The following is a 21,363-nucleotide window of genomic DNA, read 5'->3' on the forward strand; positions in this document are numbered from 1 at the left end:
TAAGCCGTAGTATATACTTACGCCGTCATGCGCTCCGATACGATCGGGGCGTTTTTTGTTGTTGTTATGAAGTTAATACGGAAAATGGAAGACATATAAGGAGAGGAGAAACACGATGAAACAACGTACATGGCTCTCTCTGCTGCTCGCCTGCGTCCTGCTTCTGGTCGCTTCCGCCTGCGGGGCAAGCGGCCAGAACGGCGGAAGCGCGCCCGGCAAGCAAGAGACTGCCGGAGAAGGAGAACAGCCGGCCAAGCTCCGCGATGTCCAATTGATGCTGGACTGGTCGGCGAACACGAACCACACCGGATTATATGCAGCCAAGGAGCTCGGATATTATGAGGAGGAAGGGCTGAACGTGCAAATCGTACAGCCGGGCTCCGGGGGAACCGATGCGATGGTCGCTTCCGGCAACGTACCGTTCGGCATCAGCTATCAGGAGGGCGTAACGCTCGCCCGGACACAGGGGCTGCCGCTGGTTTCGATCGCAGCCATCATTCAGCATAATACGTCCGGATTCGCTGCACCGAAGGATCGGGGCATCCAGAAGGCCTCCGATTTTGAAGGAAAATCCTACGGAGGCTGGGGCTCTCCGATTGAGGAAGCCGTCATGAAATCGATCATGGAGATCGATGGAGCCGATGTGAACAAGGTCAACATCGTGAACATCGGAGACGCCGATTATTTTACGGCGGTTAAGCGGGATATTGATTTCGCCTGGATCTACTATGCCTGGACAGGCATTGAAGCCCAGCTTCGCGGCGAGCCGCTGGACATGATCTACGTGAAGGATTATTCCGAACAGCTGGATTATTATACGCCGGTCATCGTAACGAACGAGAAGCTGATCGCGGATGACCCGGAGCTTGTCAAAGCGTTCATGCGCGCAACGTCCAAAGGCTATCAATATGCGATAGACCATCCGGAAGATGCCGCGGCACTGCTGTCGAAGGCAGTTCCCGACCTGGATGCCGAGCTGGTGCTGGAAAGCCAGAAGTGGCTCAGCCCGCGCTATCAAGATGACTCGCCGCGCTGGGGCGAGCAGAAGGCCGAGGTTTGGTCCGGATATGCCGACTGGATGTTTGAGCGCAAGCTGCTGGAGAAGGAATTGGACGCGGAGCGCGCGTTTACGAATGAGTTTTTGCCTGACAAATAGGAGAAGCACTCCCCGCAGCATTGCAATGCTGCTTCGCGGCTCATCGGCATGAGGCTTAACGGCCGTGCAAATGAGAACCCATATACGAAAGGACGATTGACTCATGGCGAATACACTGCTGAGCATTCAAGTCATTCCGCGTACGCCGGACGGCGGAGACAGCATCCCTTATGTGGATGAAGCCATTAAGGTAATCCAGGATTCCGGCGTCAAATACGAGGTCCATGCTTTGGAAACAACGATGGAAGGCGAGCTGTCCGAGCTGCTCCGCATCGTGGAGCGAATGCATGATGCGCTGGTGAAAGCCGGGAGTCCGAGCATCATCTCCCAAGTCAAAATCGCACATCATCCGCAGGGCATCAGCATGGATAAGCTCACGGAGAAATACCGTCCATGAAAAGCTGGTGGAGCTCGATATGGCCGCCCGTCGTGGCGGTCCTCTTCTTTTTGATCGTGTGGCAGGCTGCGGTCTGGATGTTCGATATCGAGAAATTCATTCTGCCTGCGCCGACGGCTATCGGGCATGAAGCCATCACCGGGGCGTCGGGACTTATGGAACACACTTGGGCTACCCTAAAGTTAACCGTGATCGGATTTGCCATCGGAACCGGTATCGGACTCCTGCTCTCTTTGGCTCTGCACAGGGTACCTTTTCTCAAAACAGCCCTTTATCCGCTTCTCATCTTAAGCCAGAACGTGCCGACCATCGCCTTGGCCCCGCTCCTCATGATCTGGTTCGGGTTCGGCATGCTGCCGAAGGTCATCGTCATTACGCTCGTTTGCTTCTTCCCCGTAGCCGTAGCGGCCCTCGACGGGCTGGCACGGACCGACCGCACGATGATGAATTATATGCAGATGACGGGAGCCACGCCGTGGCAAATCTTCACCAAGCTGGAGCTTCCGCACGCGCTGCCATCCATCTTCTCCGGGATTCGGATCGCGGCCACGTATTCGGTCATGGGGGCGGTCATCGGGGAATGGATCGGGTCTGACCGGGGAATCGGCTATTATATGATGCTGCAAAAATCCGGGTACCGGACCGATCGCGTATTTGTGGCCATTCTGGTTATCGTGCTGCTCAGCCTGCTCATGGTAGGCGTTATTACCCTGCTGGAGAAACGGCTGATCCGCTGGAACCGGAAGCATTGATTGGCATGGCTTGGCCATATAGATGCTCTCTGCTTCATAAGTTGAACGATTGGACCGGGATTCGGGGCAAATACATGCAGAGTTCCTCTAAGCATCGCGGCTGCTCCCCAGATTTAAATGGTTCTTTCAAATCCAGGTTACAGATAAGGTTGAAATCAGGGATCTTAATAAAGAAGGGAGGCTGCCCATATGACGCAGCGAGCGACTGATTCCGTCTTGAATTCAACCGGCGGCGCAGCCGCCGCCCCCGCTCCTGCCCTGGAGGTCCGGGGGATTCGCAAGGTGTTCCGCGAGCGGCGCAGTGAAGTGCATGTGCTGGAGGAGCTGTCGCTTAGGGTGCTTCCAGGGGAATTCGTATCGATCATCGGCCCTTCCGGCAGCGGAAAAAGCACGCTCTTTCACATCATCGGCGGATTGATTGCGCCTGATGCCGGCCAGGTCCTCATGGAGGGGCGGGAGGTCACCGGGGAGAAGGGGCGCATCGCTTATATGCCGCAGCAGCCGGCCTTGTTCCCGTGGCGGACGATTGAGGACAACGTCCTGCTGCCGGAGGAGCTCCGGGGGACCTCTAAAGCTTCCGCTCGCGCCCATGCCCGCGCTTGGATGGAACGGGCCGGGCTTGGCGGCTTCGAGCAGGCATATCCGCATACCCTATCAGGCGGGATGCAGCAGCGCGCGGCATTTCTGCGGGCGCTCATGAGCCCGCAGGAGGTCATGTGCCTCGATGAGCCGTTCAGCGCGCTCGATGCCCTGACCCGAAGCGACATGCAGCGCTGGCTGCTCGATATATGGGAGGACACCCGGCGCTCGGTGCTGATGATCACCCATCATATTGAGGAGGCGCTGCTGCTCTCGGACAGCATCTATATTCTGTCCGCGCGTCCCGGCTCGGTTCTGAAACGGGTCGAGGCTCCGTTCACCCGTCCTCGCCGGGAGGATCTGCTGCTGGATCCGTCCTTCATCGAGCTGAAATCCGAGATTTCAGCCGTGCTGCGGCAGGAGCAGCAGAAGCGCAATTGACTAGCAGGGACTGGTTTCAGGACGCTGACTTGCTATGCTTCCGGCTGCATTCAAGATGCTGACTTGTTATGTTCCAGCCGCTGTCAGGTGCAGATTTGTTATGCTTCAGCCGATTGTAGGAGATGTTAACTTGCCATTCCTCGGAAGCTTCGGTATGCGTGCTATACCAACTTCATTTGATGCGGATTCAGATCCCATTCCTCAGACGGAACAGCCGGCTGCATGCATAAGCAAGCGGCCGGCTGTTATAGGTTCCGGCACGGAGCCGGATATGTAAAGAATAGCTTTCTATATAATATATGTAGAGACAAACTGTAAGAACATTGGAAACGAAAGGAGGGCTCATTATGGCATCCGGAACAGCTTCAACCTCATTGCCGCTTGAAACGTATGATCGCGCGGATATCCCGCTCATCGATACGCATATCCATCTCGACAGCTATTCGCTTGCCGATCAGGAGAGCATCGCCTCGGCGCTCGCGATGGGAAACGTCCAATACATCATCACCGTGTCCATGAATCTGCCCTCTTGCAAGCGCAATCTGGAGCTGTCGCGAATCTACGGGGACTCCATTAAGCCTGCTTTCGGCTATCACCCGGAGCAGCCTCTTCCCTCTCCGGACGAAACCGAAGAGCTGCTTCGCTGGATGGAGAACCATGTCCAAGACATGGTGGCGGTCGGGGAGGTCGGCCTCCCCTATTATGCAAGACTGGAGGCGGAGTCAGCAGGACATTCGTGGGACAACGCGCCTTATATCGAGCTGCTCGAAAGATTCGTCGCCTTTGCGAAGAAGCACGATAAACCGATCATTCTGCACGCCGTGTATGAGGATGCGGATACCGCATGCGATCTGCTCGAAGCCTACGGGATCGCCCGCGCTCATTTTCATTGGTTCAAGGGCTCACGCGATACGTTAGACCGGATGGCCGCAAGCGGCTATCATATCTCCTTTACGCCGGATATCCTTTATGAAGAAGAGATCCGCGATATTGCGAGAATGTATCCTCCGCAGCTGGTCATGACCGAGACGGATGGTCCTTGGCCGTTCGAGGGTCCCCTTCAAGGGCAGACGACCCGACCGGAAATGACCGCCCTTGCCGCTGCCGCTTGGGCCGAGCTGCAGGGGATTTCCGAACAGGAAGCGCGCAGACAGCTGTATCGAAATGCCGCACGGCTGTACGGATTATAAAAGCGAACGGTACATGCTGGCCGAAGGCAGCTTTTCGTTGGTTCGACGGTTGATATACTATCCTTGGTTCGCGGAGTAATGTGAAATCGGAATCTATGAATCTTGCGTTTCGGTAAACCGCTTCAAGTCAATCTTTATGCAATCGGCTTGTCCTCCCGAAGGAAGCGGTTATACTGATTAATCAGCTCGTCCAGCACCGCCGATTGCTCGAGGACCTTGGGATGATTAAAATCACGATATCGCTGCTTCATCTTATGAAGCTTATTTCTCTCTCGCTCGATATCAAATTTCATGCCGTCCTTCGTTTTCATGATTTATGCCTCCCTTATGTAATATTTTATACTTTAATGTAAAATTCTAGAATGTTTGATGTTAGACATCAGGGAGGCATCACATGGGGACTCAAAGCTTGCTATGATGCGGAAATAATCTCCGTAAGGGCTTGAAACAGCTGCCTCTTCATACAAAAACAAGGCCGCCCATGAGCAGATGCTTCTCTGCCCGGACGGCCACTTTCATATATAAATGCGAGTTCAAAAAGCCGGTATTTCAGCACCGAAATTTGAACAGCCTTTATAGATTATTTCAGGTACTTCTCCTGATACGCCTTAGTCATTTCTTCCGTAATTTCCGCCATCTTCGGATCATTCTTGATCGTTTCGATCAATTGATCATACGCTTCAATCGGCTCCTTGCCCGTAATGACCATGACGCGCATGTCTTCCACTTTCTTGGAGATTTCAGGATAATATTTATTATACGCCTCCGAATACAGCTCTGCCGAAGGATTCGGCACCTTGACCGTCTTGCGCTCCGTTACGATCTCCACGTTGCGCTGATATACCTCATCCGGCATCCCCACGGCGCTGATCGCCATATCGTCGCTCACCAGATGAATCATATTGTTCAGGTTTCCGTCTCCCGTCTTATCGATTGCCGCTTGCGGCGTTGCCACCTTCTTGCCGTTCTCTACCTTGTAATGAACGCCCTCGAGGCCGTACGTCAGCATCTCGTTGCCTTCCACGCTGTAGCCGTAGTCAAAGAACTCCAGAATTTTCTTCACCTTGGCTTCCGGAACCTTCTTCGGGATCAGATATACGCCATAATACGGTGAGCCTGAAGGAGTATATTTCACCCCATTCGCATTTTCCAAATAAGCCAGCGGCATCAGGTCCGCCTTCGGATCAACCTCCTTCACCGGTTGACCGGTTACCCAGGCATGGTTCATGGACATGCCCCCGACTCCGGCCTTGGCGCTGCGCATCGTATCCATGACCTGCGAGAACTTCATGATGGCGAAGTCCTTAGGGAACAGGCCATCGTCATAAGCCTTTTTGATCCACAGCATAGCCTCCCTCGACGCATCCGACGTGATGATCGGAGATAGCGTATTATCCGGCTCCAGCTTCCAGCCCCCTTGCGTCTCGTTGAAAATATTATAAATATAAGCAAGCGCGCCCGGGTTGGCCGCGTACGGAATTTCATCCGCTTGGCCGTTCCCGTTCGGATCTTTCTCCTTAAAGGCCTTTAGCACGTTATAGAATTCGTCGAGCGTCTTGGGCGTTTCCAGTCCCAGCGCATCCAGCCAATCCTTGCGGATCATCGGGAACACGCCGCCGCCATAGCTCGGATAGTAGCGCGGAATAACCATGTTCTTGCCGTCTACCTTCGTGATCTCCCACATTTCCTTCAGCTCTTCGCGGTTTAAATTCGGATAATCCTTAAGGAACGGGGTCAAGTCCCAGAACACCCCTTGCTTCAGCATTTTCTGCAGCTGCGGGTTCTGCATCGATTCGACGAACGTTACTTCCGGCAGGTCGCCGGACGCAAGCATGACGTTAATTTTCTCCTCCGCCGTGGAAGGGGACAGCCAGGTGATGTTCAGCTTGGTGTTGGTTCGCTTCTCCAGCTCCTTCCAGAGAGGATTCGTGTTATCGATGAATTCAGTCGCGTAGTTCAGGGTCTGAATCGTAATGCTTGTCGGCTCTCCGCCATCCTTTCCGCCTCCGCTGCCGCTGGCGGTGCCTCCCGAGCCGCCACCGCATGCACTGAGCAGGAGCGAGCTGGCCAAGATCAGTAAGCTGGCCGTCTTAACAAGCGATTTTCCAGGCTTGAGCTTCATTGTTTTCATAAAATGGACCTCCCTTTATCATTGGATTGGCTTCTGTCTGAACCTGATGGATAATGGATGTTGTATCCATGTGTAACCATATATCGAATCATTCCTTGACGGAGCCTACCATCGCCCCTTTGGCGAAGTGCTTCTGCAGGAATGGGTACACCAGCATGATCGGCACGGTTGCAATAACGACCGCCGCCATTTTCAATGTTTCGGTCGGAACCTGCCGGTTCACTTGGAACGCAAACCCTCCGCCATTGCCTGATCCCATCGTTGTCGGATCGACGAGCATATTTTGCAGCAGCACCTGCAGCGGCCACATCTTCTGGTCGTTAATGAACATCAAGGCGTTAAAGTACGTATTCCAATAGCCGACCGCGAAGAACAATCCGAAGGCAACGAGGGCAGGCAATGACAATGGCAGAATGATGCGCCAGAACACGCCGATATCATTGGAGCCGTCGATCATGGCGGCTTCCTCCAGGCTGACCGGAATGCTGTCGAAGAAGCCCTTCATGAGCAGGACATACCATGCACTGGTCAAGCTCGGCAATATAAGCGACCAGACGCTGTCGATCAGTCCCAGATTGCGGACGACCAGGTAGAGCGGAACGAGCCCCGGCGTGAAGAGAAACGTGAGCAGCACCATAATCATCATCGCTTTGCGGAACCGCAGGCGTTTACGGGACAATGCATACGCCATCCCGCCCGTAACGAGCAGGCTGAGGAGCGTGCCGATCGTCGCCAGGAACACGCTCACCGATATCGAGCTGACAAATAATCCGTTCGACAGCAAATGCTTGTACGCATCCAGGGTCCAGACCCGCGGCCATAAAATCAGGCTTCGTTGATAATACTCCACCGGATCCGTAAACGAAAGAATCACGGTATAGTAAATGGGAAATATCGTTGCCAGACCGACGACCAGCAGCAGCCCGTTATTTACGAGGCTAAAGAGCCGCGTCTTCCAACCTTTCTCATGCATGCTTCCATCCTCCTTGTCTTCGTCGATGTTCTAGTACAAGCTTTCCTGGCCGTATCGTCTGGCCAACCGGTTGGCGGTAACGACCATAATGACGCCGACGATCGATTTAAACAATCCGATAGCCGTGCTGTAGCTGAACTCTCCCTGCCGGATCCCCACCCTGTAAACATAAGTGTCGAACACTTCGGCCACCTGGGTGACAGGCGCATTCATCATCAGATAAATCTGCTCGAATCCCGTATCGAGGATCGTTCCCAGGCGGAGTATGAGCAGGATCATAATCACATTGCGCATGGCCGGCAGCGTAACATGCCACATTCGTCTAAAGCGCCCCGCGCCGTCCATGACGGCCGCTTCATACAATTGAGGATCAACGCCGGCGATGGCCGCAAGGAATATAATCGTTCCCCACCCGACCTCTTTCCAAATGGACTGTGCCGTAAGCATGGCCCAGAAGTAGTTCGGATTGGAGAGAATATCGACCGTCTCCCAATTCATGGACATGAACCACTTGTTGACCAAGCCCTCGGATTGCGAGAACATCAGATAAGTCAAGCCATAGATCAGCACCCATGACAAAAAGTGCGGAATATACACTAACGATTGGATCGTTCGTTTATAAAGGGAGCTTCGAACCTCATTCAGCATCAGAGCCAGTATGATCGGCGCCGGAAAAAAGAAAATCAAGCTCAGGAAGCTAATCGCAAGCGTATTGCGCAGCAGCATCCAGAAATCATTGTTGGAGAAAAAGCGGATGAAATGCTCAAAGCCTACCCAAGGGCTCCCCAGCACCCCGAAGTACGGCGAATACTCCTGGAAGGCAATGACGAGATTCGTAATCGGAACGTATTTGAAAATGATAAAAAAGATAAGGCCCGGCAAGGCCAGGACATACAAATATTTATCGCGCGCTACATCCGCCCATAGCCGTCCCCACTTCGTTTTGGACTTCCCGGAAGTGGAAGCTTTCCTGCTTGCTCCCCTGTTCTTCGGTTCGATCTGAACGGTCTCCAGTTCTTTCATCGTTAATCCCTCGCTTTCAGCCTCGTCATCTCGTTTCGATCTGCCGTTCATTTGGAACGCATTCTAAATGTAAACGGTTCCAACATTCCCTGCAATTTCACTTTTTTTCCGTCGGCCCTCCCCCTCGTTCCAATCGATGCAGCATCCGCGCAAAGCTTGATACGTCAAGTGGTTTGGCTTGTCCATTTCCTTCTCTTGCACTTTTTTTCCTGGAGGTGATTTAGGCAGATACGACCTTTTCACTGCACCGCTCATTCGTTATGATAATACTTAATCCATCCCGGCTTACTTCGACCAAGCCTTTGATTTCGTTTATAACCAACCAGGGGGTTCATGCAATGAGGGCAAGAAATCTTGAAACCGATTTCAAAGGAATTATGTATTGGAGAAGCATAGCGCTTGCCGTGCTCTTAACATGCCTTCCCATCTCGGCCATAACGGCCGTTTATCTGTATGTAGGGAATCAGCATATGATCAATCAATATCAACAGCGGAACGAGGAAACCTTGGTCGACGCTGCGAGGCAAGTGGACGAGCAGTTCACGCAGCTGGTCCAATATGCGCTCAATATGGTGGTGAAGCCCCACTTTAAGCCTTCCTTGTCAGATATGGATTTTGTATCGAATATTGAAGAGACGGACGAGCTGTTCAATACGTTGAACCTGGTGGAGAATGCCGATCCTCTTGTCGACCAGGTATACCTCTATATCAAAAAGCAAAATAAAATCATGGAGCCTGATCTCGGCCTCCGATCGCTTGACCGGGAAAAGGATGCGGCCAGCTTCAAGAGTCTGATGGACGGGGATGCCGATATGTTCTGGGTGCATGATCTTGAGCGTCCTTTCAACAAAGGGGGCTCCACCCATGCGCTCGTGATGAGGCTTCCGTTCAACGGCCATACGCCGTACGGGGCCATCGTCATTTACATTGACCCATCGAAGCTGCACGTTATCCGCAATAGCGAGAATGTATCCTTCCTGCTGGATGACCAGGGCCATGTGATCGGGGAGTCCGGGATGAGCAGCCAAATGCCGGAGGCGATGCAAGCGATCCGGGAGCAGCTGATGCTGCGCGGACGCGAAGACGTCCAGACCTCCAATCAGCTGCGGATGAAGGTTCGGATCCCACAGGATGTATTGCTTGTAAATACCGTTCAATTTGAAAAGATGCAGCGGCAATGGACCTATGTATCCGGTACGCCGCAATCGGCAATCATCGCACCGACAAAACCGTACACGCATATCATTCTGATCTGCTTTGCTTTTGCGCTCGCGGCTTCCTTGGCAATAAGCTGGTATGCGTCCAAGAGCATGTACCGTCCGATCCGGAAAATGCTCCATATGATCGGCAGCGATAAAGCCAAGCCCGGCGCAAGGTATAATGAGCTCGATTACATAGAAAATGAGTGGAAGCAGTACCGGTTCTCCCATTCCACGATGCAGAGCCAGTGGAGCCAATCGCTGCCGGCGATTCGCGAGGCTTATATCAATCAATTTCTGAGCGGACAGGCTGCCCATCTGACCGAGAGTGAATACGCGGCAAAGCTGCAGGAAATGGAGCTCGATATTACCGGCAAGCAGTTTGCGGCCATTGTCCTTCAGCAGCATACGCACGGGGAAGACCGGACACCGTTAACGGAAAATGATGAGCATCTCCTTACTTACGCCGCCCTGAATGTCATTCAAGAGCTGGCGGAGGATTTGAAGGCCTACGTTCATCCGATCAACTTCTTTGACGGCTCCTTCGGCGTCATCCTGATCGTCCCGGCCTCCTCCGATGCAGATGACGGGCGTGCCGACATCATCAAATCATTGTGCGATCAGATCATGCGCGCCCTGCGGGATACGCTGCGCATGACGGCAACCCTTGTGCTTGGGGGGCCGAGCCGGAAATGGACCGATGTTCCCCATCTGCTGGAGCAGGCCAAGCGGGCGCTGCATTACCGCTCCTTCGATGCCGGCAGTCAGGTGCTTGAGGCCGAAACGGTGCTGTCCCAGAAAAATGACTGGGTCGACTTTCCGCTGGAGCTGGAGCAGGAGTTCATTCATGCCTTGAATCTGGGGCTGCACGACAATGCACGGCGGTCCCTAAGCCGGTTCGTCACGGCCCTTCAGGCGGGAGGCGGCTCGGAATGGCATGTCCATCATGGGCTGATGCGGCTGCTTACCAGCGTTCATCGCTCCATGCTGCAGGCCGGACTGAACCCTTACCAGGTGTACGACTTCTCCAATCTGCAGGAGCAGCTGTCCCTGCTCCGCGATTCCAAAGCTTGCGTGGACTGGTTCCAAAGGGAGATTATCGAGCCCTATCTCGATCAGCTGAAGAAGAATTTCAACAGCTCCATGAAATCCCTGGTGGAACACGTGCTTGAGCAAATCGAACAGAACGGGATGCAGGATCTGTCCCTGGATACGATCGCCATGGAAGCCGGCGTCAGCGTATCTCAGCTAAGCAAGGCGTTTAAGCAGATGACGGGCACGAACTATGTGGACTATCTGACAACCGTGCGCATGAACCGCTGTAAAGAGCTGCTGCTCACGACCGACCTGCGGATTCATGAAATCGCGGAGGCCGCGGGGTACCAGCCCTCGTACTTCAACCGAATGTTCAAGAAGCTCGAAGGCGTGACGCCAGGCCAATACCGCCAGCAGGGCTCCGCCGATTAGTGTAATTGTACGAGAACCCCCTCCTCGATTGGAGCAGAATGAAAAAGCCGCAGGTTGGCTGCAACAGCAATCCACCTGCGGCTTGATTTCGTCTTGATAAATAGGTTTTTCCTATTGGATATTGGAAGGACAAGCGGACGAAAACTCTCCCTTTATCCGGGCTCCTCGCGGCTGTATCGTCCAGTTATGCCTGGCCCTCATTCTGCCGCTCGCCTACCGCTTCATGAAGCCCTTCCCCTCCAGGAATTCCTTCATATGCAGTCTCACCGGCTCGGCGAGGCGCTTGCCCATCAGCTCCGACCAAGGCGTGCGATTCTTGCCGTTCGTCCGCTTGGACAGGTATTCGGCGGAGATTTGGTCATATCGCTTCGCTTCTTCAATTGTCGCCCGGTCGTAGCTTTCCCGGTGCAGCACCGCTTCCACGGGGAGACGCGGGCGGAGGCCCGGCTGCTGGTCCGGATGGCCGAGACACATGCCGAATACGGGATAGACCAGCTCCGGCAAATCGAGCGCTTCGGCAAATTCGGCAATCCTGTTGCGGATCCCGCCGATATAAACGATGCCGAGTCCGAGCGATTCCGCGGCGATGGCGGCATTCTGCGCAGAGAGCGCAGCGTCTACCGTCGCAACGATGAAGTTTTCGGTCGAATCCTCATACGTCGGCTGGTCGCCGACATGGGGCTCAGTTATTTTTTTCAGCCGGTACAGATCCGCGCACCATACGAGAAATACGGGACATTCCACAATATACGCCTGATTTCCCGCTAATTCCGCCAATCTTCTCTTCTTCTCCGAATCGGTAATCGCGATAATGCTGTAAGCCTGGACATTGCTGGACGTGGATGCCATCTGCCCGGCCGCCACAATCGTCTTCAGCTGCTCCTCCGTCACAGGCTCGTCCGTGAACTTCCGAATCGATCGATGATTCATTAACAAGGACAACGTATCGTTCATCATCTATTCTCACTCCTAGGTATTTGTAATATGGGTTATACTATCCTCCCGGCAAATGCTCCAACCATGATGGCGCACCCGCACGAAAGCTGATCGCTCGGACCGACTTGCCATGCATAGTTGTACCAAAAGTCATTATCCCCTTGCGTGGTACTTTCAATCTATTATGTAACTTTGGACTTGGAGCCGCAAGCTTCCGCGCCCCGCCAGCATACGAAGGGAAGCACCGCAAAAAAACCGGCGTGCTATGGCGAGATAGCAGCCGGTTTCTATTCAGCCCGAAGCTGACAGCCTACGGATTATTCCATTGCCTTCCCTTAAGAAACGACGTCGTATCCCTGATCTTCGATGGCTTCCTTCAGCGCGTCAAGGCTTACCTTGGAATCATCATATTCAATGCTTACGGTGCCTGATGCAAGATCTACGGTTCCCGAAGCTCCGGCATTCTTCAGCGCGCCTTCAACCGAATTTACGCAATGATTGCAGGACATGCCTTCTACGGTTAATGTCACTTGTTTCATGATGCTCCTCCTCCTATCGATCGTTTCATCTTACACATCTTCACTGTACTATACCCCCGGTAGGTATGTAAAGTCCATGATTACGCATGTTTCTGCAATAAAAACACGAAAAAAGTAGGAAGATTTATCCTTTAATTTTGCTATAATGAAAACAATATCAACGCTTTAATTGCAATTCATACAATTTCGGACAACATCTCCCCAGCATCCTCAAAATTTTTTCCATAAAATTTGAATATTGTTGCAGGAATTACCAATCGAGTGTCGAACTCTCTTATTACGGAAGTAATGAATGATGAAAGTAGGAATTCGATCATGGTATTTGACGGTATTATATTAGGGATACTTGTCGGACTGATTCGGGGCGGTTTCCGTCACGGACTGCAGCAATTCAGCAAGATTCGCCTGAAGGGCGGCCTTATATTCCCGATCCTCCTGATTGTGCAGCTGCTCATATTCCGCTTTCAAGAGAATATCGGTTGGTTGGCAGACGCGAGCGGATATATATTTATGCTCATCTACGTTGCAGGCATGATTTTCCTATGGATGAACCGGGATCAGAAGGGCTTCGGCAGCATACTGGCAGGGGTGTTCCTTAACTTCCTCGTCATGGCCGTCAACGGCGGCAGAATGCCGGTGTCAATGAGCGCCGCATCTGTCCTGGATCCTGTCTATGTGGACATGCTCATGGATGCGACGGCGACAACCAAGCATTACTTGATGGATGCATCAACGCGTCTTGCATTCCTCGGCGACATCATTCCATTATCTCCGCCATATCCGAGAACACAGGTTATCAGCATCGGCGATATTATCATGAATATCGGAATATTCTTCTACATCGTTCATCTCATGACTTCCGGTAAGAATACCGCCGTTAAGAACATCATGCGCAAGCAAGGCAAGCCTGAACATGTGGAACCGCAAAATTAATCATACATCAAACTACCTGGAAAGGAGGGAGAACTATGAAGAAAACTGATAAAATCAAGTATTCCCGCATCGTGCTGAATGCGATCATCGTTGCTTCCGTTGTTGTCGCCCTGACTTCCGGTTACAGATTGGGATAATAAGCATCTCACAAAAAACAGGCTGGAATTTTCAGCCTGTTTTTTTACATCTTTTTCGTTGTTTTGCCCTGCAATATATCTTAAAATGTGTAGAAAACAACATGCTTTATTGAGGAGAAACCATTATGTCCCTATTCAAGCGCGCTCAGATCTCCAGAGAGCTATCAGGACAGCTGTACTTTGTGTTTATTTCACTGATGGGCTGTATAACCTTTATGATCGTACATCAAGGAGAATTTTTAAATTACGCTCCTTCGCAGTGGGTATGGGTTTATGCCATGTTAGGCGCCGCGCTGATATTGAATTATTTCACCTTCCAGCTCCCTCCTGAAGGCAACTTGCAATCAATGGATTCCTCCGTTTATTTGGCGTGCATATTTATTTATGGCGCTCCGTTCGCTCTCTCTGTCATCCTGTTTAATACAATCGCAATCGCTCTCTATGACAGGAAGGTGCCGTTCTGGAAGCATTTTGTTAACTTCTGCATATACACCCTTATGATCGTCGGCTCCTCTTTGGTGTTCAAAGCCGCCGGAGGGCAGACAGGGCCTATTCTCAACAATCATTTCGGCGCTTATCTGGCAGCCCTTCTCATCTATTTCATCATTAATGTGCTTCTGCTCGGATTCTATTATTATTTACTGTACAGAGGCTCTCTATATGATATTCTCAAATCCTTTATCAAGGATACGCTGCTGGTCTACTTGAGCACACTGATCCTTTCCCTGGTTCTATCCGTTCTGATCGTACATAACGGCGTCTTCGGGCTCACGCTGTTCATCGGGCTCAGCGTCATGCTCTCGTATTCCTTCAAGCAGCTGTTCCTGATGTACAACGAGGTTCAGGAGAAGGCCATCAAGGACCAGCGGACAGGATTGTATAACCACAGCTATTTCGAGAGCCTGCTCGAAGACGAGATCAAAAAAGCGAAGGCCAGTCAATCTCCTTTGTCTTTGGCGATGATCGATATTGATGATTTCAAGAAATACAATGATCAGTTCGGACATTTGAAGGGCGACATGCTGCTCGGCTTTCTCGGAAATTATCTGAAGGTTGAGGCCCAGGCGGCCGGAGTTGTGGCGTCCCGGTTCGGCGGCGAGGAGTTTACGCTGCTTATGCCAGGGTATGACGAAAGCAAAGCCGAGGTATTCATCAACAGGCTCCGCAAAAAATTGAATGATTCGTATTTCGACGGCGTGGAAATCTTCCCGTCCGGCTGCCTCTCCTTTTCCTCCGGGATCGCTCCATACCGGATGGATATCCACGATAAATCGCAGCTGGTCGAGCAGGCCGATCAGGCACTGTATTACGCCAAAAAACAGGGCAAGAACAATGTCCATGTGTACGGAAGCGGCGAGAAGAAGGAATTCGAGATCGACTTTGCGGAGGATGCGCGGGATATCGAGCAGCAGTTGAAGCTGTTTCTTTACAAGGATGTGGATACGTTCAAGCACTCGAAACGGGTATTCCGCTACGCGATGGATATGAGCGAGGTGCTTGGCCTCGACAGTGTCGAGCGCCGCAATTTCGTGCTTGGAGCGCTCATCCACGATATCGGTAAGCTCGAAATTCCATGGGGAATCCTCAATAAACGGGACAAGCTTACGGCAAGTGAGTGGGAAACCGTGAAAAGGCATGTCAGCTGGGGCAAGCGCATCGCCGAAACGAACGAGAAATTCAAGGAGCTCGTTCCGTATATAGAGCTGCATCACGAACGGTATGACGGCGGCGGTTACCCGCACGGATTCAAGGGAAGCCAAATTCCGAAGCTGTGCCGGATGCTTACCATTATCGATTCCTTCGATGCGATGACAACGGAACGGCCCTATCAAAAAACCAAAACGTTCGAGGAGGGTATTGACGAACTCCGCCGCTGCGCCGGAACGCAATTCGACCCCGATCTTGTTGAAGTTTTCATCCTCTACATTGTGGACAAGATCGCAGGGCAGCAGCAGCCCGCTGCAGGTCTGGAAACCAATTAACATAACGACGGACAAGGCGACTCTTTAGCTTGATTCTCCCTGATTTGATGTTTGATATGCCTTGAAAAATGGTAAAAGGTAGTATCCCAACAAAGAATGAGGTGAGTTTCATGGCTGATCGCAAAAAGGAGCTTCCCCTTGATCACGGTCCGGGCCATATGGACCATCCTGAGCAATATCCGACGGAAGAAGAGAGCTTGTTCGACAAGTTCGAAAGCGAGCGTCATGTCGATCCGATTCCGATGGAGGATGCTGCATTGGAGCGCCGGGAGGAGAAACGGCGGGACGGCACATCCAAGGACCAATCCTCCAGTCCAGGCAAGTATCACAGCGGCTTTTAGGCCGGTAAACGAACCATCGTCTTCCCCCTCTCTCCCTTAACATGCGGGCTCCGTTCTGGCGGAGCCTTTTTATTTCCGTCTTTTTTCTTTAATATAGAGGAGGATAGATTATTGGCAAACGCCCTAGAGATTATAAAAGAGTGGAGTTGGACCTGTTGTTTTCCATCTGGACATTGAACCGCCTGACGCGGAGGATGCTGCTGTCACTGATCGGAGCCGTTCTGGCCCTTTCATGCCTGCTGGTGATAGCCGGCGGCCATGAAGCCTCTCAAGGCATTACCGCCGCCATCGAACAGAAATATATCGACAGTGCGGCCTTGATCAGCGATCCGGGGCCTGCCCCCGAGGAGGCTTCGGGCGTCATGCCCGGCGTACCGCTTATGATGGCCGGACTGATCGGGCTGCTCGGAAGCATGGATGCGGCGCTAATCATTTATCAGCTTCTCCAGTGCATCTTCCATGCGTTCTCTGTCTATCTGGTGTTCGTGCTGTCACGGTATATGTTTAATCCGCGGATCGCTTTTCTGTGCTGCTTCATCTATGCCCTATTCTGGCCGGCTTACGGGGCCGTACGGCTGATCCTGCCGGATACGACGATGCAGATGCTGATGCTGCTTCTCGTCTGTGCCGTCATCGGCGCGCTCGAGCTGAAGCAGGCCGGCTGGTACGCCGCTGCAGGGGCGCTCACAGCGATTATGGCGTGCTACAATCTTCAGGCGCTGCTGTATCCGCTCCTATTCATTCCGTTCTGGATCAAGTACCGCAGCCCGGCAAGCATCATCGCCGGCGGAACCCTGCTCGTTATGGCTGGTTATTTGCTGATCCTCTCGCCGTGGTGGCTTAACATCCCCCTCTTCAACCGGCTGGCGACCTACCTGCCGGGCCCGTGGAATCTAGCATCCTTATGGCTGGACTCCAGATACATCGAGGGCAACCCGCTGGTGCATCTGTACCGGAGCATATTCGAAGGCCGGACCTCCAAATATGCCGCCGCACTCGGCAACGAAGAGGCACGCAGAGTCGTGCAGTCCGCCCTCGACGCCGTCCGGCTGGTGCTTCTCTACGCCGGGGTAAGCGGCGTAATCTGGTCGGTATGGAAATACCGGCTGAAGCGGCAGCTTCCCGTGCTGCTTACGCTCCTGTATTTCATTACGGCGGAATGGCTCGTCCCAAGCCTCGACGGCACCGGCTTCCCATATGCGGTGTTCCTGCTGCTGTATGTCGGGTTTCTGGCGGACAAAGCCATTATATACGCGCATAAGACCCGCCTACTGCGGTCGTAGAACATACGGCCGTAAGACAGATGATCCGCCGGATCGTCCCCGCCCCGCATCCGGCAGGCAAGGACCTATAAATATTTCATACTCAGCCTGAAAGCACGGATGATAATCGACAAGTGCCTTCAGGCTTTTTTATGTGCGGGTACAATTTCCCTTACATTTTCTTCTAAAAGAGTAATTTTCTCGATAACCTTTTGTCGGCTTTAAACGTCTATAAAGGTAAAGACAATCTGACGATCTGACGACTACTTATAAAGGAGGATGGTCTTCTATGAAATTACAACGAAAATCCATGATGCTCCTCGGCATTGCTGCTGCCTGCGTGCTTATCGTCAGCCTGATTCTTTACTTTGGCGATCGCTCGAATCCTGCGGAGCTGCGAGGGCGTGGAGCTGTGGAGAATGCTTCCGGACAACCGCTGGTTCAGATCGGGCCCGTTTTCATTACGGAGGCTGATCTCATCCGATATAAAGAACATATGCAGTTTACTTCGGCTACCCCGGCTGATGACCCCACGCTTGTGAAAGAGCTTGCCATCGACCAGTTGATGCTGTATTTGGCTGATGCACAAGGGCTGACTGCAACCCGTGAGGAAGGGGTTCGGGAGGCTGAGCGGATGCGGAAGACACTACAGGAGCAGCCGTCCGATGTGCAGGAGCAGCATGCTAAGTTTATCGATGAGCTGAAGGTTAACGAGGAAACATACTGGGAGGAATACGCCGCACCGTTTTATCAAGAGCAATTATCCAAAGAGAAATTGGTGAGCGCGCTGGTCGCCAAGCAGAAGGAGGACGGACGGGACGTGATCGCCACCGGCCAGGCGCTTCGAAACGAGCTGCTGGAAGCCGCCTTGAAGGATGGTACGGTGAAAGTGCTGGATCCGGACATGCAGTGGTAACATCTATCATTTGACGGAGAACGCCCTACCCTTACTGCAGCTCGTTTTCCGAAGCCAACTGCTCCATCCGCTGCTTCCTCTCCCGCTCTTCTCTCGCTTTGCGATCCCGCTCCAGTGCTTCCGCGATATAATCGCGAGGCTTAAGCTTGCCATTCATATTCAGTAGTATAGCAATCATGACAAGCTGAAGGATGACGATAATAGCCAGCACAACATCACCCCCTAACGTTAAAGTATGGTTCACCCAAAGCTGCCTTTAATAAATAAAACACCTTGTTCCTACGGTTGGTTTGGAGCTTTGCCAGATTTCCGCGAATCCGGTAAACTGGATAGGCATGTTTTTTAACTCCGATTGCTGAATCGGACCCCAAATATCGGATGACGAAATGATTGGTGAAGCTTATGACAACCTCAACCGTTAGCATACCTTTTTATAAACGCCCGTTCGGCACGAACCGCTTGGATGTTCCCTTGGCAAAGCTGGCCACCTTGGAAAACAGCCGGGATCTGGTGGCCCACGATGCGCCGGACGCGGCTTTTTTTCGCGGATTGGAATCGCAGGGTCTATTCTTGAACCGCGCCCAGATCCAGGCCGTACGGCATACGCAGGGCCCGCTGCTTACCCTTGCCGGAGCAGGCTCCGGCAAGACGTCCGTGCTGGTCAGCCGCACCGGCTACCTGATCGCCTGCCGCAGGGCCGCCCCGGCCTCCATCCTGCTCGTTACGTTCTCATCCAAGGCCGCGGCCGAGATGAAGGAACGCATCATGGCGCTTCCCGGGCTGAGAGCCGGAGAAGCGGCCAAAGTGACGGCAAGAACATTCCACTCCTTCTTCCTGTATCTGCTCCGCACGCGAGGGTATCGCCAGGAAATTCTGGGAAACGCAAGGCATCAGCAATTCATCATCAAGCGCATACTCCGGGAAATGGGACTGCAGGACCGCTATGAGGCTGAAACGCTGCTCTCGCTATGGTCCGCTTACCGGATGAACATGACCGGGATGAATGAGCTGCCCGGCAGCACGCCGGCGGAAGTGGAGCAGCGCGAAATCTTCGCCCGCTACGAGGCGTGGAAGGAAGCGCACGACCAGATGGATTTTGACGATATCCTGGTGCTGTCGCATCGTCTGCTTACAACCGAGCCGGCATTGCTGGCCTCGCTGCAAAGGCGTTACCGGTATGTCATGGTCGATGAATTTCAAGACACCGGGCTGCTGCCGTATGAGCTTCTGAAGCTAATCGTCGCCCCGCACCGCAACCTCATGGTGGTCGGCGATGACGATCAGACGATCTACGGCTTCAATGGCGCCCGAAACGAGTTTATTCTTGAATTCGATCAGACCTACCCCGATGCGAAAATCATCACCCTGGATATCAATTACCGCTCCCTCTCCTCGATCGTCGGGCTCGGCAATGAAATCATCCGGGTCAACCAGCGGCGCCGTCCCAAGCAGCTGCGATCCACCCGCAAGAGCGGCAGCGTGCCGCTGTACTTGCGTCCCGGCGACCCTGACCAAGAAGCCGAGCTGCTGCTGAACCATATTACGGAAGAGATCCGGGAGCGCGGCAGGTCCTATCGGGATTATGCGATTTTATACCGGACCGCCAGCAATAGCAGAGCCATATTTGAACAGCTGGTGATGCGGGAAATTCCGTTCATTCATTATGAAAATGGCGAGCTGTTCTACGAGCAATGGGTCGTCAAGCCGGTGATGGACCATCTGCGCCTGTCGCTGGACCGCCGCAATTTTAACGCTATGGAGGGAATGCTCCATACCTTGTATGTGAACCGGGACAAAGGCATGGCCTTTATCCGGGAGAAGGATGCGCCCCGTCCCAAGAAGGGACCTCTTGCCCATCTGCTGAGCTATCCCGGCCTGAAAGACTTTCAGGTCGAGCAAATCCGGGAACGCTCCAAGCTGATTAAAGGGCTGCAGGCCATGGAGCCGGTATCGGCCATTCAAGAGATCCGGCGGCGCTTCTATGACAAGTTCCTGGAGGCGGATGAGCGGCAGGAGCTGACGCTGCATAAGGAGCTGATTCAGGAAGGGCTTGATGAGCTGGAGGCCTCAGCCAAGCGGTTCAAAGAGGTTGCCGAGTTCGTCGGCTTCGTGGACCGTCTCATTGATATCCATCGGGAGATGGCGGCAATGAAGCGGGACGAGGAAGCGGATGCGATCCGGCTGATGACGATTCATAAATCGAAGGGGCTGGAATTCCCTTCGGTCTGCCTGATCGGGGCAAGCGAGGGCATTTTACCCCATTCCTCTTCGCTCCTCGCCGAGCATTTGGACGATCACCATCCGTTGTCGGACAAGGAAGATAAGGCACTGGATGCGCTGGAGGAGGAGCGCCGGCTGGCTTACGTGGCGATCACCAGAGCCCGGGATGAGCTCATCATAAGCTCACCGGCTTACTATCGCGGGCGTAAAACCGACGTGTCGCGCTTCTTCCGGGACGTCTTCCTTACGGAAGAGCAGCGCGAACAAGCACGCGGGAACGCTTCGGAAGCGGCCGAAGCCCGGAGAACCCGCGGAAATGGCTTTGAGACAGCCCGCAGGCCGGCATCTTCGGGACGGCCCGTGTCAACGCGGACGGCAGGCGGCGGCTCCGACAGAGCATCACGGGAGCATAAGCGGAAGCCGATTCCGGTAACAGTTCCCGGTACGGTTAACCCGGAGCGACGGGAGCCCCAGCCGCCCGTTGAAATGGAAACCGTCAACGTATGGCTGTGCACGGGAGCGGGCTGCAAGGGCTGGCAGCGGATCCAGCCTGCCGGGCAAGCTCCTGTCCGCGGCTCCCGGGGTTCTGAGGGCAAGGCATGCCCGCTATGCCAAGCGCCGATGAAGCAGGGCCGTAAAGAGGTGCCTGTCCCGAAGCGTGTGCGAAGGTCGTAATTGCAAGGCTTCCCGGTGAATCGAACCATGGAGGCCGTAAGGGCCATGCCTACAACATCCGAAAATTTCGACACCATTCGATGTTTCCTTATATAATAACGAAAGATTCAAAAG

19 protein-coding genes are annotated in these 21,363 nt (G+C 53.2%); 12 read left to right on the forward strand and 7 right to left on the reverse strand.

The features are described from left to right. The first annotated feature begins 115 nt into the window (after window positions 1–115). The 5 genes from J2Z18_RS04045 to J2Z18_RS04065 all read left to right on the forward strand — a co-directional run bounded on the left by J2Z18_RS04045 (window position 116) and on the right by J2Z18_RS04065 (window position 4,515). The gene (locus tag J2Z18_RS04045; protein WP_028404739.1) at window positions 116–1,156 is read left to right on the forward strand and encodes an ABC transporter substrate-binding protein; all 1,041 of its coding nucleotides are present in this window, start codon (window positions 116–118) and stop codon (window positions 1,154–1,156) included. A 103-nt stretch (window positions 1,157–1,259) separates the two neighbouring features. Continuing rightward, on the forward strand, window positions 1,260–1,553 hold the full coding sequence (locus tag J2Z18_RS04050; RefSeq protein ID WP_007130526.1) for a thiamine-binding protein: 294 nt from the start codon (window positions 1,260–1,262) through the stop codon (window positions 1,551–1,553). Beyond that, window positions 1,550–2,305, forward strand: coding sequence for an ABC transporter permease (locus J2Z18_RS04055; protein ID WP_007130527.1), 756 nt, complete (start codon window positions 1,550–1,552; stop codon window positions 2,303–2,305). The genes J2Z18_RS04050 and J2Z18_RS04055 overlap by 4 nt, the downstream gene beginning before the upstream one ends. A gap of 189 nt (window positions 2,306–2,494) precedes the next feature. Further along, complete coding sequence (locus J2Z18_RS04060; protein ID WP_144867121.1) at window positions 2,495–3,325, forward strand: ABC transporter ATP-binding protein; 831 nt, start codon at window positions 2,495–2,497, stop codon at window positions 3,323–3,325. A gap of 347 nt (window positions 3,326–3,672) precedes the next feature. Then, the gene (locus tag J2Z18_RS04065; protein ID WP_007130529.1) at window positions 3,673–4,515 is read left to right on the forward strand and encodes a TatD family hydrolase; all 843 of its coding nucleotides are present in this window, start codon (window positions 3,673–3,675) and stop codon (window positions 4,513–4,515) included. Between the two features lie 134 nt (window positions 4,516–4,649). Here the strand turns inward: J2Z18_RS04065 and J2Z18_RS04070 are convergent, their stop codons facing one another. From J2Z18_RS04070 to J2Z18_RS04085, 4 genes are all read right to left on the reverse strand, one after another. Continuing rightward, window positions 4,650–4,826, reverse strand: a complete 177-nt coding sequence (locus tag J2Z18_RS04070) for an aspartyl-phosphate phosphatase Spo0E family protein (RefSeq protein WP_028404736.1) — start codon at window positions 4,824–4,826, stop codon at window positions 4,650–4,652. Between the two features lie 269 nt (window positions 4,827–5,095). Beyond that, window positions 5,096–6,646 carry an extracellular solute-binding protein gene (locus J2Z18_RS04075; protein ID WP_007130531.1) on the reverse strand — a complete coding sequence of 517 codons (1,551 nt, stop codon included), beginning with the start codon at window positions 6,644–6,646 and terminating at the stop codon, window positions 5,096–5,098. Between the two features lie 88 nt (window positions 6,647–6,734). Continuing rightward, the gene (locus J2Z18_RS04080) at window positions 6,735–7,619 is read right to left on the reverse strand and encodes a carbohydrate ABC transporter permease (RefSeq protein WP_007130532.1); all 885 of its coding nucleotides are present in this window, start codon (window positions 7,617–7,619) and stop codon (window positions 6,735–6,737) included. Window positions 7,620–7,649: 30 nt separating this feature from the next. Further along, on the reverse strand, window positions 7,650–8,642 hold the full coding sequence (locus tag J2Z18_RS04085) for an ABC transporter permease (RefSeq protein ID WP_007130533.1): 993 nt from the start codon (window positions 8,640–8,642) through the stop codon (window positions 7,650–7,652). A gap of 338 nt (window positions 8,643–8,980) precedes the next feature. Here J2Z18_RS04085 and J2Z18_RS04090 point away from each other — a divergent pair, with 338 nt between their 5' ends. Beyond that, entirely contained in the window at window positions 8,981–11,308 is a 2,328-nt protein-coding gene (locus J2Z18_RS04090) for a helix-turn-helix domain-containing protein (protein ID WP_210094223.1), read from the forward strand. A 213-nt stretch (window positions 11,309–11,521) separates the two neighbouring features. Here the strand turns inward: J2Z18_RS04090 and nfsA are convergent, their stop codons facing one another. Both nfsA and J2Z18_RS04100 read right to left on the reverse strand, forming a co-directional pair. Then, the gene (gene nfsA / locus J2Z18_RS04095; protein ID WP_210094351.1) at window positions 11,522–12,262 is read right to left on the reverse strand and encodes an oxygen-insensitive NADPH nitroreductase; all 741 of its coding nucleotides are present in this window, start codon (window positions 12,260–12,262) and stop codon (window positions 11,522–11,524) included. Between the two features lie 317 nt (window positions 12,263–12,579). Then, on the reverse strand, window positions 12,580–12,783 hold the full coding sequence (locus J2Z18_RS04100) for a cation transporter (RefSeq protein ID WP_007130536.1): 204 nt from the start codon (window positions 12,781–12,783) through the stop codon (window positions 12,580–12,582). Window positions 12,784–13,098: 315 nt separating this feature from the next. On the opposite strand from J2Z18_RS04100, the gene J2Z18_RS04105 reads away from it, so the two are divergent. The 5 genes from J2Z18_RS04105 (at window position 13,099) to J2Z18_RS04125 (ending at window position 18,354) form a co-directional block, all read left to right on the forward strand. Then, window positions 13,099–13,716 (forward strand): DUF5317 domain-containing protein, encoded by a 618-nt coding sequence (locus J2Z18_RS04105; protein WP_210094224.1) that lies wholly within the window; start codon window positions 13,099–13,101, stop codon window positions 13,714–13,716. A gap of 262 nt (window positions 13,717–13,978) precedes the next feature. Continuing rightward, entirely contained in the window at window positions 13,979–15,835 is a 1,857-nt protein-coding gene (locus J2Z18_RS04110) for a bifunctional diguanylate cyclase/phosphohydrolase (protein WP_144867119.1), read from the forward strand. 110 nt (window positions 15,836–15,945) lie between these two features. Then, window positions 15,946–16,176 carry a YczO family protein gene (locus J2Z18_RS04115; RefSeq protein WP_007130540.1) on the forward strand — a complete coding sequence of 77 codons (231 nt, stop codon included), beginning with the start codon at window positions 15,946–15,948 and terminating at the stop codon, window positions 16,174–16,176. Between the two features lie 155 nt (window positions 16,177–16,331). Further along, on the forward strand, window positions 16,332–17,459 hold the full coding sequence (locus tag J2Z18_RS04120) for an ArnT family glycosyltransferase (RefSeq protein WP_144867117.1): 1,128 nt from the start codon (window positions 16,332–16,334) through the stop codon (window positions 17,457–17,459). Between the two features lie 268 nt (window positions 17,460–17,727). Further along, the gene (locus J2Z18_RS04125; protein ID WP_210094225.1) at window positions 17,728–18,354 is read left to right on the forward strand and encodes a hypothetical protein; all 627 of its coding nucleotides are present in this window, start codon (window positions 17,728–17,730) and stop codon (window positions 18,352–18,354) included. A 31-nt stretch (window positions 18,355–18,385) separates the two neighbouring features. On the opposite strand, the gene J2Z18_RS04130 is transcribed toward J2Z18_RS04125, so the two are convergent. After that, on the reverse strand, window positions 18,386–18,565 hold the full coding sequence (locus tag J2Z18_RS04130; RefSeq protein WP_210094226.1) for a hypothetical protein: 180 nt from the start codon (window positions 18,563–18,565) through the stop codon (window positions 18,386–18,388). Window positions 18,566–18,756: 191 nt separating this feature from the next. On the opposite strand from J2Z18_RS04130, the gene J2Z18_RS04135 reads away from it, so the two are divergent. After that, window positions 18,757–21,249: a UvrD-helicase domain-containing protein gene (locus J2Z18_RS04135; protein WP_210094227.1), complete on the forward strand. Its 2,493-nt coding sequence runs from the start codon at window positions 18,757–18,759 to the stop codon at window positions 21,247–21,249. Window positions 21,250–21,363: the final 114 nt, after the last annotated feature.

The organism is Paenibacillus lactis (assembly GCF_017873605.1).
Taxonomy (GTDB): domain Bacteria; phylum Bacillota; class Bacilli; order Paenibacillales; family Paenibacillaceae; genus Paenibacillus_AQ; species Paenibacillus_AQ lactis.